This is a genomic window from Ruegeria sp. AL2 (assembly GCF_056540845.1).
In genome coordinates, this window is sequence record NZ_JBQFXM010000033.1 from 1 (window position 1) to 19792 (window position 19792).

Annotated in this window: 16 protein-coding genes; 5 read left to right on the plus strand and 11 right to left on the minus strand. The window is 51.6% G+C overall.

What is annotated here, in order from left to right:
* Positions 1-1077: 1077 nt before the first annotated feature.
* Positions 1078-3231 carry an ATP-binding protein gene (locus tag ACR0ID_RS19195; RefSeq protein ID WP_480607975.1) on the plus strand — a complete coding sequence of 718 codons (2154 nt, stop codon included), beginning with the start codon at positions 1078-1080 and terminating at the stop codon, positions 3229-3231.
* Positions 3219-4619, plus strand: a complete 1401-nt coding sequence (locus ACR0ID_RS19200) for a hypothetical protein (RefSeq protein ID WP_480607978.1) — start codon at positions 3219-3221, stop codon at positions 4617-4619. Before ACR0ID_RS19195 ends, ACR0ID_RS19200 begins: the two co-directional genes overlap by 13 nt.
* A gap of 172 nt (positions 4620-4791) precedes the next feature.
* On the opposite strand, the gene ACR0ID_RS19205 is transcribed toward ACR0ID_RS19200, so the two are convergent.
* The 11 genes from ACR0ID_RS19205 to ACR0ID_RS19255 all read right to left on the minus strand — a co-directional run bounded on the left by ACR0ID_RS19205 (position 4792) and on the right by ACR0ID_RS19255 (position 16610).
* Positions 4792-5220: an EcoRII N-terminal effector-binding domain-containing protein gene (locus ACR0ID_RS19205; protein WP_480607980.1), complete on the minus strand. Its 429-nt coding sequence runs from the start codon at positions 5218-5220 to the stop codon at positions 4792-4794.
* Positions 5213-7048 carry a DEAD/DEAH box helicase gene (locus tag ACR0ID_RS19210; protein WP_480607983.1) on the minus strand — a complete coding sequence of 612 codons (1836 nt, stop codon included), beginning with the start codon at positions 7046-7048 and terminating at the stop codon, positions 5213-5215. Before ACR0ID_RS19210 ends, ACR0ID_RS19205 begins: the two co-directional genes overlap by 8 nt.
* Entirely contained in the window at positions 7035-7865 is an 831-nt protein-coding gene (locus tag ACR0ID_RS19215; protein WP_480607986.1) for an HNH endonuclease, read from the minus strand. The genes ACR0ID_RS19210 and ACR0ID_RS19215 overlap by 14 nt, the downstream gene beginning before the upstream one ends.
* The gene (locus ACR0ID_RS19220) at positions 7858-9501 is read right to left on the minus strand and encodes an ATP-binding protein (RefSeq protein WP_480607989.1); all 1644 of its coding nucleotides are present in this window, start codon (positions 9499-9501) and stop codon (positions 7858-7860) included. The genes ACR0ID_RS19215 and ACR0ID_RS19220 overlap by 8 nt, the downstream gene beginning before the upstream one ends.
* Positions 9502-9579: 78 nt before the next feature.
* A complete protein-coding gene (locus ACR0ID_RS19225; protein WP_480608012.1) occupies positions 9580-9999 on the minus strand; it encodes a very short patch repair endonuclease in 420 nt (139 codons plus the stop codon).
* 31 nt (positions 10000-10030) lie between these two features.
* Positions 10031-11290: a DNA (cytosine-5-)-methyltransferase gene (gene dcm / locus ACR0ID_RS19230; RefSeq protein ID WP_480607991.1), complete on the minus strand. Its 1260-nt coding sequence runs from the start codon at positions 11288-11290 to the stop codon at positions 10031-10033.
* Between the two features lie 506 nt (positions 11291-11796).
* A complete protein-coding gene (locus ACR0ID_RS19235) occupies positions 11797-13800 on the minus strand; it encodes an AAA family ATPase (protein WP_480607994.1) in 2004 nt (667 codons plus the stop codon).
* A gap of 146 nt (positions 13801-13946) precedes the next feature.
* A complete protein-coding gene (locus ACR0ID_RS19240; protein WP_480607997.1) occupies positions 13947-14255 on the minus strand; it encodes a hypothetical protein in 309 nt (102 codons plus the stop codon).
* Complete coding sequence (locus ACR0ID_RS19245) at positions 14252-14491, minus strand: helix-turn-helix transcriptional regulator (RefSeq protein ID WP_480607999.1); 240 nt, start codon at positions 14489-14491, stop codon at positions 14252-14254. Before ACR0ID_RS19245 ends, ACR0ID_RS19240 begins: the two co-directional genes overlap by 4 nt.
* A gap of 123 nt (positions 14492-14614) precedes the next feature.
* The gene (locus ACR0ID_RS19250; protein ID WP_480608003.1) at positions 14615-15418 is read right to left on the minus strand and encodes a hypothetical protein; all 804 of its coding nucleotides are present in this window, start codon (positions 15416-15418) and stop codon (positions 14615-14617) included.
* On the minus strand, positions 15408-16610 hold the full coding sequence (locus ACR0ID_RS19255) for a tyrosine-type recombinase/integrase (RefSeq protein ID WP_480608006.1): 1203 nt from the start codon (positions 16608-16610) through the stop codon (positions 15408-15410). The genes ACR0ID_RS19250 and ACR0ID_RS19255 overlap by 11 nt, the downstream gene beginning before the upstream one ends.
* Positions 16611-17056: 446 nt before the next feature.
* On the opposite strand from ACR0ID_RS19255, the gene ACR0ID_RS19260 reads away from it, so the two are divergent.
* The 3 genes from ACR0ID_RS19260 (at position 17057) to ACR0ID_RS19270 (ending at position 19255) form a co-directional block, all read left to right on the plus strand.
* Entirely contained in the window at positions 17057-17446 is a 390-nt protein-coding gene (locus ACR0ID_RS19260) for a hypothetical protein (RefSeq protein WP_170619462.1), read from the plus strand.
* Positions 17446-18624: an AAA family ATPase gene (locus tag ACR0ID_RS19265; protein WP_480608009.1), complete on the plus strand. Its 1179-nt coding sequence runs from the start codon at positions 17446-17448 to the stop codon at positions 18622-18624. Before ACR0ID_RS19260 ends, ACR0ID_RS19265 begins: the two co-directional genes overlap by 1 nt.
* A gap of 427 nt (positions 18625-19051) precedes the next feature.
* Complete coding sequence (locus tag ACR0ID_RS19270) at positions 19052-19255, plus strand: HGGxSTG domain-containing protein (protein WP_480442410.1); 204 nt, start codon at positions 19052-19054, stop codon at positions 19253-19255.
* Positions 19256-19792 lie beyond the last annotated feature (537 nt).

Consider the following 19792-nt stretch of genomic DNA (forward strand, 5'->3'; position numbering starts at 1 on the left):
GCGACACGCTATGATCGCTGTCCCAAGGTCTTCCTCTCAGCCATCGCTCTGGCCGCAACCGTCATCTATTGGTTATGAATCCTGACCCTAGAAGCGGTGAATTTCTACTCGTGCGCAGAGGTAAACTACGAAGAAGATGTTGAGGAACGAATAGAAATCGAGTTCGGAACTTTGTAGGGTAGCGGATCGCCTAGATTGTAAACACAATCCTACTCTTCGTAGGATTGTGAAGTCCGACAATTTTTCTGGCTAAACTGCCATTGAAATTTGTCCTTAAGAAAACACTATCTATCCAACTTTGACCTTAGCACAACGATAGCTCTCGACGCAGCCGGTAAGGTCATCGATTATCGGCTTTGCACTCCTAGAACCCACCGAAATCTGCCTCAGGCCTGTGTGAGCTGGGCTTGGTTACTTTACGCCAGTTAAACATCCAAGGGCCACATACCCACGGCGGAGATCTAGATTTGCTATGCAAGACAAGGCGATCCCAAAGTCGGCTCTGGGCCTCAGGCCGAACGATGCAAAGTCCGCTTTCTGCGCATAGCCGCGGCGGCAAATGGGTACTGCATCAGCGAGTTTGGTCTCGGTTCGGTCATTTGCTCAATCTTGGTGACAGTCCACTTTGCGAACCTAGCTAACGCGAGTTGCAATGCAACACTCATTCGAAACTTGGAAAACTCCCGTCAATTTCCTTTTTTGGTCCACCCGCCATCAACGGGAGTTAAGAGACCGGTGAGGTTGCGAGCCTTCTCACGGAAAGAACCAGAGTCCGAGAGCGCCAATCTCGGATGGATCGGAGGTGCGCCGCATTGGTTGTTTTTTTTGACCTAAAATCGGCTATCCCGGCTGCTCTTTCACCGCCATATTGCACGGCGCGGGCCTGAGCCTGAGCCTGAGGTTCCACTATGGCCTTGGCCAAGTAACCCACGAATTTTTGAAGGATGACCGTCTCACGCTTACCGCCGCATCGCCACCAGACTGTTGTACTGGCACTGTTTTTTCTGCTTCAATTGGTTGCCGTCCTTGCACAGGGTTGCGCCCTGTGTAACAGATGTCAAAAAATTTGGAGATTACATGAAAGCTTCATTTAAACCGCGAGCACGATTGTTAAAATTGCTGGGTGACCAGCTGATTGGCACACCTCAACTTGCTGTTTTTGAGCTGGTAAAAAACTCCTACGACGCCGACGCCGAAAAAGTCGAAATCACGATCACAAACCCAACAAACCTTGCAACTTCTAGCATCGAAGTCACTGATTTTGGCGGAGATGGAATGAGCAAAGACACAGTCGTGGATGTTTGGCTTGAACCGGGAGCCGACCACAAAAAAGTCATGCGAGACCAAGGCAGGCGCACAAGAAAGCACAAACGCTTACCCCTCGGTGAGAAGGGTGTAGGTCGGTTTGCAGTACACAAACTTGGTCAAGTCATTGAACTAACGACTAAAACAGCGGAGAACCCTGAAGTTTTTTTGAGGATCGATTGGGCTCTGCTTGATAACTGCAAGTACATTGAAGATGCGGAAATCGAGATTGTAGAGCGGGAATCCCCGGAAGAATTTAAAGAAGGGCGAACTGGGACAAAAATAGTAATCAGGGAACTGAATTCTACTCTATCACGCGGCGACGTAAGAAACCTTTTTCGAAACATTCAGTCGATCAAGTCGCCGTTTGAGTTCGAGGCATTTCGCTTAGATAAAGAAGCGCCAGTCTTCGACGTAACTTTGAACGTTCCTGGCCACGAAAATTGGACTTCCGATCTACTCGATTTGAAAGCCATTATCAAGCAATCTCTATTTAAGTTTTCATTCCTGTTTTCCGGCCCTACTTGGTCTTGGGACTATCAATTTACACCTAATGAGCAGCTAAAAAAACAGTTCAAAATTGAGGGCCGAAGCATAGTTGAAACAGATAGCTACCTAGAGCTCCCCAAAAGTAAAGCAGGAGTAGAAACTGACTTTAACTATATGTACCAAAATGATCGCTCCAGTTTTCTAAATGATATCGGTTCAATTTTGGGTGAGGTTTATGTTTTTGATTTTGACGCTGTCCTGGGAGAGCAGAATGCAATCAAACGCTGGCTGAATGAAAATCAGGGGATACGCGTATATAGAGACGGCATCCGCGTCTATAACTATGGAGAACCCAATGATGACTGGCTGGAAATGGACAGTCGCCGCGTCAATAAGCTAGGCAAAGGCATCAATCGGCGGATCACAGTCGGAGCTATTTCCCTTGATCTTGAAAACTGCCCTAACCTTATCGAGAAAACTAACCGTGAAGGCTTCATAGAAAATCAAGCTTTTTTCAAACTTAAAGCAGTTGTGAACTCGGCACTGGGAAAACTCGAGAGTCTACGCCACAATGACAAGGACAGGCTTCGTCAACTGACCAAGGACACCCCGACAGTTTCATTGGTGGGTTTGGATAATCCGATTGATGAGTTGAAAAAAATCGCGATCTCAAATGGCTGGGAAGAGCAGCTAGCTTCCGCCATAGAACGTACGGAGAAACGCTTCAATGACATGCAGGACATCATGCTCACTTCGGGCATGGCCGGATTAAACATGACCCTAGCATTTCACGAGATTCAACATGGTATAGCAGACGCAAAAAAGAATCTCTTAGCAGGAAAAGATATCAATATTGTGATTGAGCAATTTGATAGATTTGAATTACTCTTGGACACCTATGCAAATCTCCTCAAACAGGAGAAAGCGCGTGACTGGGAACTGAAATCCATTCTTAAATCCAATGTAGACTTGGCAGAAATCCGGTTTACGCTCCATAATATAATTCACAGCTGCCCAGTACTAACAGACGAACATCCCAATTTTGTAGTAAGTGCAAGGCGCAATTTGATCGTTAGCGCAATAAATAACCTCATCGACAATGCAATCTATTGGCTGGATAAACGTTGGGGCGGAGAAATCGGCAAAAAGTACATACATATTGGCGTAAGCGAAGAGTTCGAAAAAGGTCCAGCTGTAGTAATCGCCGATAACGGACCGGGTTGGCGCGACATAAGCAAAGAAGAAATGATTAAGCCATTCAAGACTACGAAATCGGGAGGAATGGGAATTGGGCTCTATTATACAGATACTGTAATGCAGATGCTCGGCGGTGAACTCGTCCTGCTAGATCAAGGTGATTTAGATGGTGTCCCAGAACAAGCAGACGGTGCCATCGTCGCTTTGGTTTTCAACGGAGGTACACCGTGCAAGAAGTGATGAACGCCGTGGTCATCGACAACGAGATAGAAGACATAATTGGTGTAACTACCGCACTCGCCGAGCTCAGCATTTCTACCCTCCCGGTGCATTACAGAGATCCGTCCTCCGCGCTTGATCTGTGCAAAAAAGCCGCTGCGGCTTCACCGCGAGTGATTATTACGGACATCCAACTGCGTGACGGTGGTGCGGCTCCAACGAAATCCGACCTATCTGCTGTTGCTGCCTGCTTGGCAAACATCGTTCAAAAGACAGAAGGGCCTTATGTAGTTCTTGCTTGGACATCAAAACCCGAGGCACTTGATGGGCTTAAGGATCGAGTGGAGGAGTACTTTGGGAAGCAAGGCATTAGGCAACCAATGTACTTTGACCGAATCTGCAAAAACGAATGCAGTATTGGTGAAAAGGAATACTCAGCCGAAGAAATACTTAAGCGTTTCCAGGAGCATCTATCAAATCAAGCCTCGGTAAGGGCACTGATGCATTGGGAATGCAGTGTCTTGCGAGCTGCCATCGAAAGTGTAAATACACTGGCGGATCTCGACCCCAAGACACTTCCGCAGAACCTAAAATCTTTGGCGGTCAGCGTGGCCGGGAGCAACCTGAAAGGTTTCGAAGCAACTGCTATCAACGAGGCATTTTCATATGTCCTGCGAGATAAGTTGGGGCTATTGAGCTTAACGGAATATACACAGGAAATCTGGGACAAAGTATTTTCAGATGCTGAAGGGGAAGTGCCGGAGGCCTCAAAGCATCAGCTTAATACAATTCTACATATCGAAACAGCTCCTCAAGATCAGATAATCTGTCCAGGAGATGTGTGGATCTCTGGCAAGCCGAAAATGCTGTTTCAGAAAGTTGAAGTTGGAAAAGAGGCCAACAACCAGACAGAAAGAATGAAGGATGAGTTCCTCACCCTCACTGAAAAAGGACATAGTTTAGACCAGCGCATCAGAGAAACGACAGACAAAGACACCAAAGACAAACTAAAACTCGAATATAAGACAAACTGTGCTGATCCATTGCGCATTGCAAAACAGTTTTGCAAGGTTGCGATGATAGAAATAAGCCCTGCTTGTGACTTTGCAAATCAAAAGAAGCCGCTAAAAACAATTGCCCTAGGCATTCTAGTTCCAGTTGACAAGATTACCAACGAAGTCCAATTAAAACAATCGGACTCGACGATTACTGTAAAAATTAAGCTGGACGAAAAAAACTATCTATTAGGCTTTTCGTCAAAGTATATAACGGCATTATCCGAAAAACTAATTACTTCGGAAGAACTACAATTGACAAAAAAGTTGCGCATCAGGGAGAGCTTACTCCAGAGTTGGATTCATCGGTTTTCGGCGTATAATTCTAGAATTGGCACTATTTCATTCCAGTGATTTATACAGTCAGATCGGCGAATTACTCCAAGGATACAACGCGAACCACGGTTGCCACATAGCCAGATTTAACCTACCTAAGACTATCCAAGCCTATAGAATCTTGAGAAACAAAATTAGTGAATACAGCTAAAATTGGCCTGCACTATACAGGTGAAGAGATACACAAAAGTTAGTGTTCTCGCCTCCAACCCTGCAACTTAATCTGCCCGAGTGAAGGCGCAGAGTTTTCATGTGAAGGCTGAACAACACTTATGCGGTATTTGTTTGTTCCTTGGCTGCCGGATATCTTAATTAAATCTCCTTCTTTTGCCCCAAAGGCTCTAAAGAACTTTGTCATATGAGTAACTCGGTACTCATCACGTGTTCCTTTGGGATCATGAAATTTGTTGTTATAAAATACATACCTGAATGACCATTCTCCACCATCCACGTCAACGCAGCTGAGCCAAGCGTCCGGGTTCTTTACACTCGGGTCCAACTTGGGAAGAAATGCAATCAGTTCCTTTTCTCCCTTAGGAACGTGAATACCCGCCTGATGGGCTCCTGATTCCCCAGTGTCATTTGCTGTCAGTTGTTTAGTGAATGTTTTTTCAGTCATTTGTTCTGTCCGGTGTAATTTCCAGCGCGCGCTTCAGGTCTAATTCGTCTCGTGTTGCTATCGGTATAGCTTCATTCCCCAGTTCCCTCTTCCACCTGGAGCGATCCAACATCACAGCTTCAACTGTGTCCTCATAGTATAACCGGTATACTGTCACCGGTTCGGTTTGCCCTCTTCTATGTGCTCTGGCACTTGCCTGAGCTTCTAAGGCGGGATTCCAAACTTGCGTATAGTGTATAACTACAGTTGCAGCAGTGATGTTTAAGCCTGCGCCGGCAGCTTTCGGATTCAGAATGAGGCAAGCAGGGCCATCGTGAGCAGTGTAGTCGTCAACAATTATCTGACGATCCTCTTGCAAGGTTGAGCCATTAATAGCGGACCAGAACACTTCGGATGCGGGTTGGAGAGCTTGCCTGATCAGGTCGCCACACCGGTTGTAAGAAGCGAAAACCAAAACCTTGCGACCGTTGGAGAACGCCTCCTGTATCAGTGCGACAGTTCGCTCCAACTTCGGTGTGACAAGAGCTTCGGAACCGCCCCAGTCGATCTGTGCGTTTTCCTCGTATAGCTCGGCAAATGACGTCTGCGATCGCAACCAGGGATGAGCACAAAACATCTGAAGCTGACCCGTGGCAACAAGGGCGCCGGCTGACGGATATTTTTCAAGTGTCTCGGACCTGATACGTTCATACTCGGCTGCAAGTGAATTACCTAATTCTATCGGAAGATCGATGTCCACGCGTTCCGGTAAGTCACCTGCAACGTCGCCTACAAGTCTTCTTAAAATTATTGGTTCAGTAATTTTTTTCAGCTCCTTCGCCGCGGCCACCCCATCCGGAAATTCCACTTCAAATTCTGATTGCGTCCCAAGCAGTCCGGGTATTGCGAAGTCGGCAATCGACCAGAGATCTAAGAGGCTATTCTCAACCGGCGTTCCGGTCATTGGGATACACCGCTTACGCGGAACTGACGCCAGCTCGCTTCTTCGGGCCGATGCCGGATTCTTAAGAGCCTGTGCCTCATCGCAAATCACCCAACCCCACTCAAAAGCGCTGATAATTGAGATGTCGTTCACCGCAGTTTCATAGGTAGTGATCACAACCTGCGCCACCTGAAGATCTCGAAAAATCCCCGCCCGATGAGCCCCCCTGTGGACCATAACGGACAATTCCGGTGCGAATGTATGGATTTCTCTGCGCCAATTTGCAATGAGGCTCGTTGGACACACAATTAGAGCCGGTGCAGTCTCTGTAGGCGGGTCGAGCAACAGAAGTGAAATAATCTGTATGGTTTTGCCCAAGCCCATTTCGTCTGCAAGGATCAACCCACCGATGTGAGAAAGCGTTTCCTTCATCCAGGCTACTCCGGTGGCCTGGTATCCGAACAACGTCGCATCTAAGCCCGGGATCGAAGCTTCAACAGGATACGCTCCAACCTGATCGCGAGCAGGTTGGAGAACATCGTCTTCGAGTTCTACCGAGATGAGATCCTGAGAAAACCGGCGCAAAGCCAGAACTTCAGGGAACGAAAGATCTTCAAGATCATATTCGGGGAAAAGGCGCTCAATGGTTTCTGCTAGGTCGTGAGGTAAAGGCCGAATAACACTTCCTTCAACATACCAGTTATGCTTGATCGAAGGCGCTAGTCCGGAGACAATCTCTCCTTTCACCTTACGCCGGCCCAGAAGGCTCGCCTTGTAGCTAATGCCCGACTTTTCAATTAGCAAAGTCGGGTCTCCGACACGTTCGGACAAAGTGAACCCGACCGGAGGATTTTCTTTCAGAGCAAAGAAGTCGTTCGGAAACGCCGATACGTCAGCCTTCTTCATTGGCCATCATCTCCGAAACCTCACTTGGGGTCCAGGGGACCGGACGACGTGTGTGCACGACGCGATGACATGTCGGACACAAAGGGATCAGGTCCGATGCCGGGTCGTAAGCGCTGGGCTTATCCAAGCTTGCCAGAGGCTGAAGGTGGTGCACTTCAATGACCTCACCTGCCTCGCCATAGGTTTCTCGCGGATCCACGCCGCATATTCTGCAACGATGCCCATGAAGACGAATTGCCAGAAGACGGTTCCTTGGATTGCGCTCTCTTCGTTTGACCATACCCAGAGAAACTGCGCCTTCGAAGATTTCGGCGTCGCCGCGCTCAACGTCCGGAGGCACCTCATCATATCCAATTAGTTCAGCTACTGCGGCCAATATGGGCACAACAATTTCCTCACAGGTTCGGGAGACCTCTCCATCGTCAACGACGGAGTTTATCCCTCGTCTCTCAGCCGTAATTGAAAAGCTGATATCATCAACCGCCCAGTTCTCTGCGGTCATCCCTTCCGGAAAATAGAGGTCAATTTCAGATCCGATACTTTTCGTCAGGCTGAATGCAAGTTTTTTGGCTTCGTTATCCGCTTGATTCATCTGTAAAATAACTGCCTCAGATGCAGATCCGAAGCTCAGCACAACGCGGTGCCGGCGCAAGCCAGAGGGCCCCAATGACACAACTGGCCCATTACGCCGGCCCAGGTCCGCAAACCAGATCTGGAGAGATGTCTGAAGTCCTGACTTGTCGGACTTTAGGTTGATTTCAGCACCGGTCCCGGCGGCCAGAGTTCTTCGGACGAGTTCTGCTTTGTCGTTAAACATCTAGTTCTGATTGCGCGTCGCCCAATTCGTGATCCGCCGGCAATGACACTTCTCTTAGTAACCGCTTCAGATTAAGTGCAACTTCTTCGCGAAAGTCTTCGAAAACAGCTTCGAGCTCCGGGTTTTTGTGATCCAGCTCAGCCGTGGCCAGAGCCCACAACAGCAAGTCCATACCTTCGACGGAGTAGCCAGAGTCTTTAGCTCTGAGATAAATCTTCTGATAAAAGTCGTGGAACTTATTGATCCTGACCGAGACGACGTGGTCTTTGTCCGTTGAACTTCTCAGTGCCGGCTCCCACAACCCGCCAGAGTGCATATCCTCTACTGCTTCAATGTAGACGCTCTCCGCGTTTACATCGTTCTGAACCGGAGCTTTCAACTTGATTGTCGGACCAAACGTGTTGGATACGACTGCGGTACCGCCTTCGACGTTTGCAGAAACCACTGATGGTTTTTTAACATTAGGGGTTTTCTGAACACTCTTGTTTGAACTGGAGTGGTCGATCCCGCGTTTTGCAGTAGCCGCCTTTGAAATCCTGCGGTTTCTGGCATCAGCTTCTCTTCTGACCGGAGTGATCAGTGATTTGACCCGTGTCTCAAGAGCAGGATCAAGCAAGATACGAGACTTTTTCACATCTACTCTGAACGCTTCATCGAGCTCATGGGAGAAGTCGAGTTCCACCCGAAGCAAAGACATGTGTGGCTCCATCGCGCCCCAGCCATGTATGCCAAGCCACCCGCCGGTTTGTATCAGCCGGTTTTCTCTGAAAACGTAAAAACCCTGACCTTTGTTGGAATGTCGAATTTTTCTTTTTTGCTCGTCAGTGCAATCACTGCTGTGAGGTAGAATCCAGGCTTTCAGTATTGCTGTTTCAACGGAGCCATCTTCCAGAATGCACTCCAGTTTTTGTTGCTTTGGCCCAAGAACTTGTTCTGACCCTTCAGGATAAAACGGGTTCCACCCTTCGAGGTTGTCACCGTTCACAAAGATCGACACATTCGGAACCGTTGCATCGTCGGGATCCAGAAAACGATGGTGAACCAGCGACAGATGAGAAGCGAGATTTTCTGTTACACGCTTTACCGCAGCCTTCTCTTTCGCTCCCCCCGGTTCTTCGTAGTTTCTTTGCAGCAGTCGATCGCAATTCGACCAAATCACCAGCGTTCCAGTATCACCGCAATATTCCTCAAATGCTTCGTGCTCGTCCGCGGTAATGTCTTCATTTAACATATCCCAGGAGTTCACTTCAGAAACATGGAGAAGATCCCAGGTCAGTTTTGCCAGCTCGTCTGCAGGATCACGCCTCGATATAACTGTAAACCGCAAGCAGACCGAGCTTGACGCTGTCTTCAGACCCAGCCCGAACTTTCCGAGGCTGGCGAGGTTGGGTCGTGCTTTCGCACCATAACGCATAGCATCATAAAGCTCTTCGAAGTTCATACCATCGCCATCATCCCCGAAGTAAACAAACTTCCTGCCTTCGGGAGTGAGCACCACTTCGATGTTAATGTTCGAAGCGTGCGCTGCGATTGAGTTATCTACGATGTCGGCCGCAGCGGTATTGAAATCATAGCCCGTGTCTCGCAGGCCGTGTATCAGGCGAGGAGCATCAGGTGGGTTTGTCAGATCTATCATCTGTTATTCTAACCTGTCGGAAATAATTGATAATTCGAAGCTACAAGTATGAAGGGTATTCCCGCAATCGGATCAGCGTCATGTTTCCTCTCCGCTGATGCTTAACATTTCTTTCTCCGATTGCAGCCATTGAACCAGACGATCCATTGTTTCCTCCAAGGGCAGTCGCCGTTTTCCTTTAACCGCACATTCCCAGACCAACGCAATGCGCCACCCAGCCTCACCTAGTGCTGAATACGTTTTGCGATCTCGCTCCATATTCCCAGAGATTTTTTTTCTCCAGAACTCTTCCCGAGTCCCAGGCCACTTGAAAAGGTTGCATCCATGCCCATGCCAAAAACACCCGTTCACAAAGATGACCGCGCGATGTTTGCGTAAAGTCAGGTCAGGCTTTCCGGAAAGGCTTTTGTTATGCAGCCGGAAACGGAAGCCGCGTGCATGAAGTGCACGGCGAATTATCATTTCCGGTTTCGTATCTGACCCACGTATCGCCGCCATGTTCCGGCTACGCGTCTTGATGTCATGAATGTCAGCCAACTTGGATAGCCGCTTCCGCCCTGTAATTCGTCAAACTCAGGATATGCGGCCTCATAAGGCGCGCAACATCTGAGAATACCGGTACAGCCACAGAGTTTCCGAACTGCTTGTAAGCCTGAGTGTCTGACACCGGAATCCGAAAGTCTTCGTCGTATCCCATCAGGCGGGCACATTCCCGCGGCGTCAGGCGCCTCGGATTCCGACCCTCGCCCCTATCGACAAGAATCTCTGAGCCATCCTTGTAGTAGCGAGCGGATAGGGTCCGGGATATGCTGTCTCCCTGCACCAAACCAAACCCAAACCCGTTACCTTTTGCGCGGTGCTTAGCCGCATAATTTTGCAAGTACTGCCAAAGCTTGTCGCTCAGGGTATATTTATCGCTGACGACAGCCTTGGCACCCACCGTGTAATGACGCTCCGGTACCTCCAGCCCATTCTCCGGATGAAGAATGTCCCCCATCACAAAACGACCCCGTCTTGGCAGATCGATATCATCAAACGAGAATGGCACGTCTTCCCGGAACCCGACCATTACGATCCGCTCGCGATGCTGGGGCACATAGTGTGCCGCATCAATTACCCGTGTCTGAAGCTTGTACCCAAGCTCATCCTCTAACTTGCGCTTGATCACCTCAAACGTCCGGCCCCGATCGTGGCTTCTGAGATTCTTGACGTTTTCCAACAGGAAAGCTGCCGGGCGGTGCGCCATCAGGATTCTTAGAACGTCAAAAAATAACGTGCCCTGTGTCTCGTCATCAAAGCCGTGTCGCCGGCCTAGCGCATTCTTCTTTGAAACACCTGCAATTGAAAAAGGCTGACAGGGGAAACCCGCCACCAGGACGTCATGCTCAGGGATTGCTGCTGCATCCACCTCCCGGATATCGCCCGCGATCGGCCGGTTGTCGGGAAAGTTCGCAAGATAGGTCTGTTGGGCGAATTTATCCCATTCGGAGGTAAACACACATCGCCCGCCTGCGCCCTCCATAGCTTTGCGCAAACCACCAATCCCTGCAAACAGATCGATAAAGGTGAAGCCACCTTTGTTTTTCGGTGGGCACCGTCGATCGACTTCCAACTCCAGCAAACGAATGACGCCGTCCCTGGGTTTTTCTTCACCTCTGACCCAGCGATAAATGTGGCTCTCAGAATAGTCGAGGTGTTCTGCTGCCTGGGGTACCGAATAGCCCGCCTTCCTCAGAAGGATCTCAAAGTCCGTCATCTCTGCTCGCTTCGCTGGGAATTTTTCTGTCATTATGGCTGGGAGCTACCCTAGCCGCAAGAACATTATGAGCACATTTGGTGGATTTCTCGTTAACGCACACCTGATCCAGGCTTTTGCCACCAATTGCCTGTGCTTTGCGACAGCACATTTCTATTGCCGTCGTATGCGAACTTCCCGTCAGAAATAGCACGCTACAGCAATTCAGAACAGGTCCGGGACGTTACCTATACGGACATCTTATACTGCTGTCAGGCAACACCAGGGAGATGTCAGCGAAACACCTGCAAACGGGTGTCTCTTAGGCTGGAAGAAAAACTCTCAAAAGCCGAGCTCCGCGCTGACCGCGGTGAGCGTAACACAACCGAAGGGACCCGTTTGTTGAGCGATAACTCCGTCGTAAACCTGTTCTGTGGGCGCTCCGCAGACCTGACAACAGGGACACCCCTAAAGGGGGGGTGTCCTGTCTGTCCGTCATGCGAGGAGCCGGCTAACTGCAGACAGACAGTACAATCGGCAGACCTTGTCTTTCTGTCCGCTCAGTCTCCTGCACTATCCTGATCCTCTTCGATGTCATCCCAATCATCGTTTTCCACTATCCGTGGAACGAACATCAAACCGTTCTCGATAGCAATCCTCCCTTTCTTCACAAGCCCTGAAAGAGCTCTGGATACCGCCTTTTGTCTGCTGGCGCGGTTATCACTGCCTGATACGGTCAAACCATCCGTAGCGGCCTTTCGCCAGTCAGTTATGTTCAGCTCAACCCCGTCCGACATTTCCATGTAAAGCGTGAAGGCCGCTGCCTCAGCAGACGTGAGTATCGGATTGTCCTCTGGATCCCCCGGGCTGCAGGGCAGACAGATCGGTGCTTCCACAGATTCGCTGTCTATGTCGTAGCCAAGGTGACGAGAGCCAATTCTGAAAGCAAAGTCGAGGTCAGGTGATCCGTTTCGGTTCTTCCGGATTTTGCCCCGAACTATTCCGTTCCGGTCGGCAGCCCTGACCATTATTGAAAAGTCGAGGGCTCCGTTAAATACAGAGTGCCCCCTGGGTGTATTGCCCTCAGCTTTGGTTCCGTGATGAACAAAGATGACCGCCGCCCCAGTTTGTGCAAGGCGTTTTCCAATCTGCACAACACGGTTCATACCTGCCGCGTCATTCTCCTCCAGTCCGGGCATTGCCATGGCAAGTGTGTCGATCACAATAAGGGAAGGCCGGACCAATCTGACTTGTTTCACCAGAGCCTCGAGGTCGGGGCTGCCCTTTCCCTCCACCTGACCTCGGGAAAACAGATCTCCGCAACCCTGAACCAGTTGGAAACGATCTGTTATGCCAAGATCACCACAGAGAGCCGCGACGCGGCCGGCCATACCATCTTCATCCTCGCAAGCGATGTAGAACACCTGCCCCTGCTTAGTTCGCAAACCAAAGACATCCTCTCCACGAGCGACAGCGTAGCCAAGCCGCGGAGCAAACAGAGATTTGCCAGCCCCGGGCTCACCAAAGATGCATCCTATCTGCCCGGGTGCGATCAACATCTTGATGACGTAGTCACGGATGGGCCGGTCGGCACATTGGTCAGGGGTGAGAAACGTAAGCCCACCGGTATCAGCTGACTTTGAGGCTTCTTCACCGAGCAGGAATTCGATGCTTGGTAACTCTTCCGGGTCGTCATCAAAATCGTTTGCCGAAACTGCCAGCCAGCCAAAGTTTCTCGCTTCTGCAAACAGCGTGTCAGCAGTCACAGAAGGAGCATCTGCTTTTCCGAAACTACGCCACTTCCTTGATACTTCCTTAGAGTCGTAGCCGGTGTAGTCAGCACTCCAGGCCTGTACCAGGCTGAGCCCGGGTCTGGATCCGGCCGTCGCATGATGAACAGCCATCAGAATTCTTACCCACTGCGCATACGGCAAGTCATTCGGGATCCTGAAGAGTGCTTCTGCAAGCTCAGCCAGCTTATACCGATAATGAATGTACTCACGTTTCTGAGGGCTGCTGACAGACCGTGTGAGCGCCTGCGGGAACGCGGTCAGCAGCAGCTGAGCAACCCTTGGGTCACCTTTTTCCACCGTATAAGAACCGATTGTGCTGACTGCGCCCGGAGCTATGACGTAGCCCCCCTCTCCGCGAACATCTATCCCTGCGCTGGTCGTAGAGTTTCGGATACCATCCGCGCTTTCGAAATAGAGATGCTTACCGCCGCCGGCGGTCCGAACGACCATTGCCGCGTCTTCGGGATCAAGGCCAAGATCCCGGTACGCGCCGACTCCGTCTTTGTGCTCGCGCACGTCGAGGTCAACGACGGCAACTCTATTGACTGATCCGGTCGGCAGTCCGGGAAGTGCATCAGGCCATTTTGCCCACCAGGCCTCAATCTGTCTCACATCAGAAGTGGCAACCTGTTTCCATTTCACACCATATTGCGGCGCCTTATTTTTGGGGTTGCAAGGGAAAATTCTGTATCCGGATTCAGCAAGCTTTAACGCAGCTTTTTCATTGACGGATTTTGTTCGACCGGCAGAATTGACTGTGGATCCCTGCATTTGTCTTTCCTGTCTAATTCTCCGGTCGCAACGCGAACCGCGAAAGGGTCGTGGAACTGGACGAAACCAGAGGCCGAAACCACAAGTTAAAGAAAGAGTACGGCGAGGCCGGAGAAAGGCGGCCCCGGCCGTTCTATGCTATCGGCTCAATCACGAAAGCCACCGAACGTCCTGTCCCAAAAACCTTCCGGCGGTGCTTCGTACCGAACAGAACAGTACCAGGAATGCTTGTCTTCAAACTCGTGAACAAGAGTTGAAAGCAAGGCACGTTGGGGGCCTAATTCCGAAGCGAGCTGTTTCTTTTTCTCGATCTCCAGTCGCGCAAACAAATCCGCAGTTCGCTCATCCACACCGATCCCGTTCAGTTCTACGATCCTCGCCCAGCGCAGGTCTTCGAGCGTGTTGAAAAAAAGTTTCGCCATGTCGTCAGGATGCATCGGGTGCATAGTACTCATGTTTTGTCTCCACGCCCGATGCTGACTTTTGCACAGCTTTCCACAAACGCGCTCAACCAGGATTCGGGCATGGCGGAAGCCCGGTCACTCAGTTTTATGAACGGCGGAAAGCGTCCTTCAGAAATCATCTGATAAATCTGACTGCGCGACAGTCCGACTTTTTCAAAAACCTCTGCGGGCCGAAGTAAGCGCCCGGTGGGCTGCACGTTCTGCCAGGGCGTTGTATCGTGTTGCATTTTCTGTCCTTTCCTGAAGTGGCCGACAAAACGTCGTACCGGCCACTAAAGGCTGACAGAAACCTTTACGCATTTCACGGGAACAAACCTGCCAAAAATCCGGAGGTATTTTCCTCTTTAATTTCAATGGCCTGACAAAACATCCCGGAACTCTTCTGAGAAAATTCTCCAGGCCGGGCCTTCAAATCCAGTGACCTGCGGCTCCATTTTTCCGGTGATCTGAAAATATTCGACGTAACCTGGTTCTGGTGCCAAACTCATCTTCATTTCCAGAACATCCTTGAGTCGCTGCCTGAAAGTGTCATTTTGAATCGGATGCCAAAGTGCCATTGCCCGGAGGTCGTCCGGCACCGAAACAGAGTAGCTCCGCTCTTCAATTCTCGCGTTCACCATATCTGTAGTCGCACTCAAAAACCGAAACACAGCACCCCGACTCCCCTTTGACTTTCGGGAAACGACCGCATCCGGTTCTACCCCAAAAGCCGCGTGGAAAAGACCGATCGCCCGGGGATAGAAGACCCATTTTTCAGCATTTGGCCGGGCACCACCAGACCTTCGACGCTGTAAAACACACTGTGCATCAGCCACCCACTTCTCTGCTTCAATGGCCCATGCTCGCGGAAGCGGGGGTGGAGGGTCGTCACTGTACAGAAAGTTACTGGAAAACTCCCGATAAATCGCAAGGACATCACTCACCTTTTTGACCTGGTCCCAATCCAGGCGGGCAGTCAGTTGCTCTCTGATCGTCCATTCAACACAATCGTTTAGCCAATGGTGAAAACTTTTCTCGGCGACTTCATCCAGAAGAGGGAGCTCTGTTTTTACGATGATGTTCTTCACATCAACAAAGGTCAGGAGTCTTTGCCACCCGATCGATTCCTGACTCAGGGTAATAAACTTTTCAGATTTTAACACTTCACCGATCATCCTGAGCCGCCTCTTTCATTCTGCTTAACTCACCCGCCCACCAGTCTGCCATTCTCACCCGTTCCTCCCAGTGTTCTCCCCGAACATAGGCGCGTCGCACGTCGTTGCCCTCAACATGAGCCAGAGCACGTTCAACCGCGTCTGCAGCCCACAGACCGCTTTCGTTTGCGAAGGTGCTGAACGTTGCCCTGAAGCCGTGTGCGGTAATCTGATCGGACGAGTACCCCATCCGTCGGAGTGCAGCGTTCAGAGTGTTTTCCGACATGGGTTTCTTCCAGGAACGCGCGGAGGGAAAAAGATAATCACTTGTTCCTGTATGCCGGTGCAGTTCTTTCAGCTGATCCAGCGCCTGCTGCGGCAACGGAACACGGTGAGGGCGGCGCATTTTCATTCGTTCCGCCGGGACACGCCATGTCGCCTCCTGACACTCAAATTCATCCCATGTCGCCAGTCTGAGCTCTCCGGGGCGCGGGGCCAGAAGGGCAAGCAGATGCAGCGCGTGTTTTGTCGCAGGCTGACCCGAGAAAGCATCGATCCTGTTCAGAAGCAGGCCAAGTTCTTTCGGATCAAGTATCGCTGATCTGGAACGCACCTGCGGACGGACAAGCGCTCCCTTAAGTGCCTCTGTCGGATCCTTATGCGCGCGCCCGGTCGCAATTGCATAGCGGAACACTGACCCGATCGTGCTCCTGAGCCGACTGGTTGTTTCATAGGTTCCTTTGCTCTCAACCTGCCGCAGCAGTCGCAGAACATCCGGGGTCTCTATCTGCGCAACGGGGCGTTCTGAAAGCATCGGCTCAGTCTGACTGACGAGCCAGTTCAGCTTCTTCAGAGTAGCAGGCGCACGCCCTTCTTTTTCGAGCTTTGATAGATACTCCCGGGCCACGACGCCAAAGGTCACTGCACGTTCCCATTCGGCCTCAATCCGTGCCAGCTTCCGCTCCTCTCCCGGGTCTTTGTCTTCCAGCAAAAGTAACTTCGCGGCATCGCGTTTTTCGCGCGCAAGTTTGAGGCTGACGAGCGGGTAAGGACCCAGAGAAAGGAGCTTTTCTCTACCCCCAAACCGGTACTTGAGCCGCCAGAGCCTGGACCCCCCGGGATTGATCAGCAGGTGCAAACCGCCCCCATCAAATATTTTGTAAGGTTTTTCGCGGCTTGCGGTATTTCGGATGGCTGTATCGGTCAACGGCATGGGAACAGGAATCGAATTAATGTGGTTTTAAAAATACCCCCGGAAATACCCCCAGATCGTCTGGCTGCCCCCGGAATCACCTGAACGACGCTGGACTCAGAATGCAGCAAAATCATGGCGTTACCGAAATTTTCGGACGCCTCTGGATGCTGCTGAAAGTATAAATGGTGCCCGGGGGCGGAATCGAACCACCGACACGAGGATTTTCAATCCGGCGCTAATTCAAGCAAACCAAACACTTACAAAACCGGGGCGCGTCAAACCCCCGACGAAACATCAAAGACTTACCTCGAAAGTGTCAAACCGGCTGAGGCCGAACTGACAAACGAAAACCCCGGCACGACGGCAATCGCAACCGGGGTTAAAGACGTTATGGAAGGCGTCTGTTCTTACGGTAAGGATATCGCGGCTTTGCCCATTTTGGCAATGCATTGGGGGGTGCTGCTGTGAATATTTCGACGCAAATCCCCGACAACATTAAACGTGTTTGCCGCTCCATCGGATATGCCGCTTGGCTGGATGGCACTGACGAGTGGTTCGGCCTTCCGGTGATCCTGCGAGCACGTCTGGATGCGCGGCAGCGCGTGGCCCTGGCATTTATGGCTCTCAAGGCTCTGGACCGTGATGACGCAGTAAATGCAGCTGAGGCGGCGCTAAGCACTGGTGCGGGACACCCCCCTGCCCCGTTCATTAGCTTCATGGATGAGGCCGCGTTCTGGGCGGATTATGCCGACCCGGAAGAACTGGACGCTTATTGCCTTGCCAGCTTCAAGCGCATGAAACCCGCGCGGCAGGCAGCATTCCTTGAGCATGTACAAAGGAGGCAAGCGGCGTGATGCGTGATTTTGCTGAGATGGCGGTGCAACTGGATGCGCACCGAGCCGAGTTTCCCAAAGAACGGTCGGACCGTTTGCCTACAGAGTTTGTCTGGCGCGACCCTTCCGCTATTCCGCCCCGTCCTTGGCTCTACGGGCAACACCTGATCCGCAAACAGGTATCGGTGACGGTCGCACCCGGCGGCGTCGGGAAATCGTCTTTGACGATCTGCGAAGGGCTGGCAATGGCATCTGGCCGCGACCTACTGGGCGATTGGACCGCATCAGGCCTAAAAGTCTGGATATACAACCTTGAAGATCCCCGCGACGAGATGAACCGGCGCATCATCGCGGCCATGCAACATCACAACGTCGCCCCCGAGGAAATCTCAGGGCGTCTCTTTGTGGACACGGGCCGGGAACGCGAACTCAGCACCGCCATTCAAACTCGTGAAGGCGTCCAGATCGTCAAGCCGGAAATGGAAGCCTTAGCCCAAGAGATCGAAGCGTGCGAAATCGATGTTCTAATTATCGACCCATTCGTGTCGTCGCATCAGGTGGGCGAGAACGACAACGGCGCAATCGACCTTGTGGCAAAGGAATGGGCGCGGCTGGCAGATCGTTGCAATTGTGCAATTGAACTTGTGCACCACACTCGCAAGACAAACGGCGAGGAAGCAACTACTGAAAGCGGGCGCGGTGCAACGGCGCTCTTGGCAGCAGCAAGATCCGGTCGTGTGCTCAACAAGATGAGCAACGACATGAAGGCCGAGGCGGGTGTTCAAAACGATCCGTCCACCTACTTTGCCGTGACCCGTGACAAAGCGAACCTCGCCCCTGTTGGGGATCGTGTTTGGCGGCGCATGGCATCTGTGCAGCTATCCAATGGGGATAGCGTAGGCGTTGCTGAGGTCTGGAAATGGCCGGACACTTTCGATGGGGTATCGGTCGCTGACCTGCTGGCAGTGCAACATGCTCTGGATGGTCAGGGGCGGCGCTACTCGGATCAGGCTGGCGGCGAGTGGGCTGGTGTGACCGTAGCTGAAGTGCTGGGCTTCGACGCCCAAGCCGACCGCAAGCGCGTCAAGAAGATAATCGATACTTGGCTGAAATCCGGGGCGTTGGTCAAAGGGCAGAAAACAGGTGCTCAACGCAAGCCTGTCCCCACTGTGGAGGTAGGCGAATGGGCAACGGTGTGATGTGCGCCGCCACCCAAAAATCAGGGGTGGCGCAAGGTGACGCTAACACCCCCAAAAACAGTTGCGCTACCACCACCTCCCCTAAAAGGGGCGGGGGTGGTGGTGGCGCTGCGCCACCTGTCCGCTCGCGGGGTGGTCCAAAACAAAGTTGCAAACGCGACGGCGAGATGTCGGCAGGGACCTTGCGAAGACCACGGACGAACAATTTTCACGCGTCATGGGGTTTGCAGACTATGTTAATAAATGCTGTTGTTTATTGATGGGGAGACCGACGAAGCTGGAAGTCAAGATACGTTCGCTCTTTCAAGGCGATCCCATTGATTGGTGTGAAATTTGGTCACGTTGGCGGCCGTGCCCAGCAGAGGCGCACAAGCACCCAAACTATCGGAGGGATTGCTCACAGTGCCACGGCGTAAATTGCAAACGGATGGCTGAGCTGGGCTTGAATGATGCCAGGGAACCCTTGCCTAGGACAGAGCGCCCAACATGCGGCGCAAAGACCCGAGCCGGTGGCCAATGCCAGGCCCGGGTAGTACCTGGAAAACGGCGTTGCAGGTTGCATGGCGGCCTCAGCACCGGCCCAAAGGGGAAGCGAAAAGCTAAAGCCAAAGTTGAAACAGAGGATGACTAAAGGGAGGCGGTGCAATACTCCGCTGCACTGCCGATGGAGCACGCAATCCGTACCCATCAGATTCCACAACATCGCTTACAATGGCCACAGGGAGAAATTTCCCCCGTATGATCCGATTGGATCATGCTGTGCACAAGATACCCCCAATAGCCGAAATTCAGGGCGAAACTTCCAGAATCCGGCGGTGAACAGCCGCTTCTCCATCAAGTGCAAACGCTGGCGGAACATGAGCCTATGACCGCTACGCTATGCCATCAGCATTGCCCCACTCGTCATTTACTGGCTACTGGTAGTGGTTGGCCGACTATGTCGTCAACCGAAGACCACCCTCGTAGACAGAACCCACGGCGGCCCTTAGCGGGTTTCCGGGGGATCACTTTGCTTTCTTTTTCGCAAAGCGGGCGTTGGTTGAAGGCCGGCTAAATGACTGTTCTGCGGACAAAGCAGCCACTCTTTGCAAGAAATGAAATTGACGACTAGTTGTGGTATTAAGGCTCCCACAACCGGGGGGATGCCGCAATGAACAGAACTTGGAAA

Bases quoted from the DNA above. Each gene is read 5' to 3' on its own strand.
- ACR0ID_RS19215 (WP_480607986.1), bottom strand. From the start codon at position 7,865: ATGTTTAACGACAAAGCAGAACTCGTCCGAAGAACTCTGGCCGCCGGG.
- ACR0ID_RS19225 (WP_480608012.1), bottom strand. From the start codon at position 9,999: ATGGCGGCGATACGTGGGTCAGATACGAAACCGGAAATGATAATTCGC.
- ACR0ID_RS19235 (WP_480607994.1), bottom strand. From the start codon at position 13,800: ATGCAGGGATCCACAGTCAATTCTGCCGGTCGAACAAAATCCGTCAAT.
- ACR0ID_RS19210 (WP_480607983.1), bottom strand. From the start codon at position 7,048: ATGAAGAAGGCTGACGTATCGGCGTTTCCGAACGACTTCTTTGCTCTG.
- ACR0ID_RS19265 (WP_480608009.1), top strand. From the start codon at position 17,446: ATGCGTGATTTTGCTGAGATGGCGGTGCAACTGGATGCGCACCGAGCC.
- ACR0ID_RS19255 (WP_480608006.1), bottom strand. From the start codon at position 16,610: ATGCCGTTGACCGATACAGCCATCCGAAATACCGCAAGCCGCGAAAAA.
- ACR0ID_RS19240 (WP_480607997.1), bottom strand. From the start codon at position 14,255: ATGAGTACTATGCACCCGATGCATCCTGACGACATGGCGAAACTTTTT.
- ACR0ID_RS19220 (WP_480607989.1), bottom strand. From the start codon at position 9,501: ATGATAGATCTGACAAACCCACCTGATGCTCCTCGCCTGATACACGGC.
- ACR0ID_RS19195 (WP_480607975.1), top strand. From the start codon at position 1,078: ATGAAAGCTTCATTTAAACCGCGAGCACGATTGTTAAAATTGCTGGGT.
- dcm (WP_480607991.1), bottom strand. From the start codon at position 11,290: ATGACAGAAAAATTCCCAGCGAAGCGAGCAGAGATGACGGACTTTGAG.
- ACR0ID_RS19245 (WP_480607999.1), bottom strand. From the start codon at position 14,491: ATGCAACACGATACAACGCCCTGGCAGAACGTGCAGCCCACCGGGCGC.
- ACR0ID_RS19250 (WP_480608003.1), bottom strand. From the start codon at position 15,418: ATGATCGGTGAAGTGTTAAAATCTGAAAAGTTTATTACCCTGAGTCAG.
- ACR0ID_RS19205 (WP_480607980.1), bottom strand. From the start codon at position 5,220: ATGACTGAAAAAACATTCACTAAACAACTGACAGCAAATGACACTGGG.
- ACR0ID_RS19270 (WP_480442410.1), top strand. From the start codon at position 19,052: ATGGCTGAGCTGGGCTTGAATGATGCCAGGGAACCCTTGCCTAGGACA.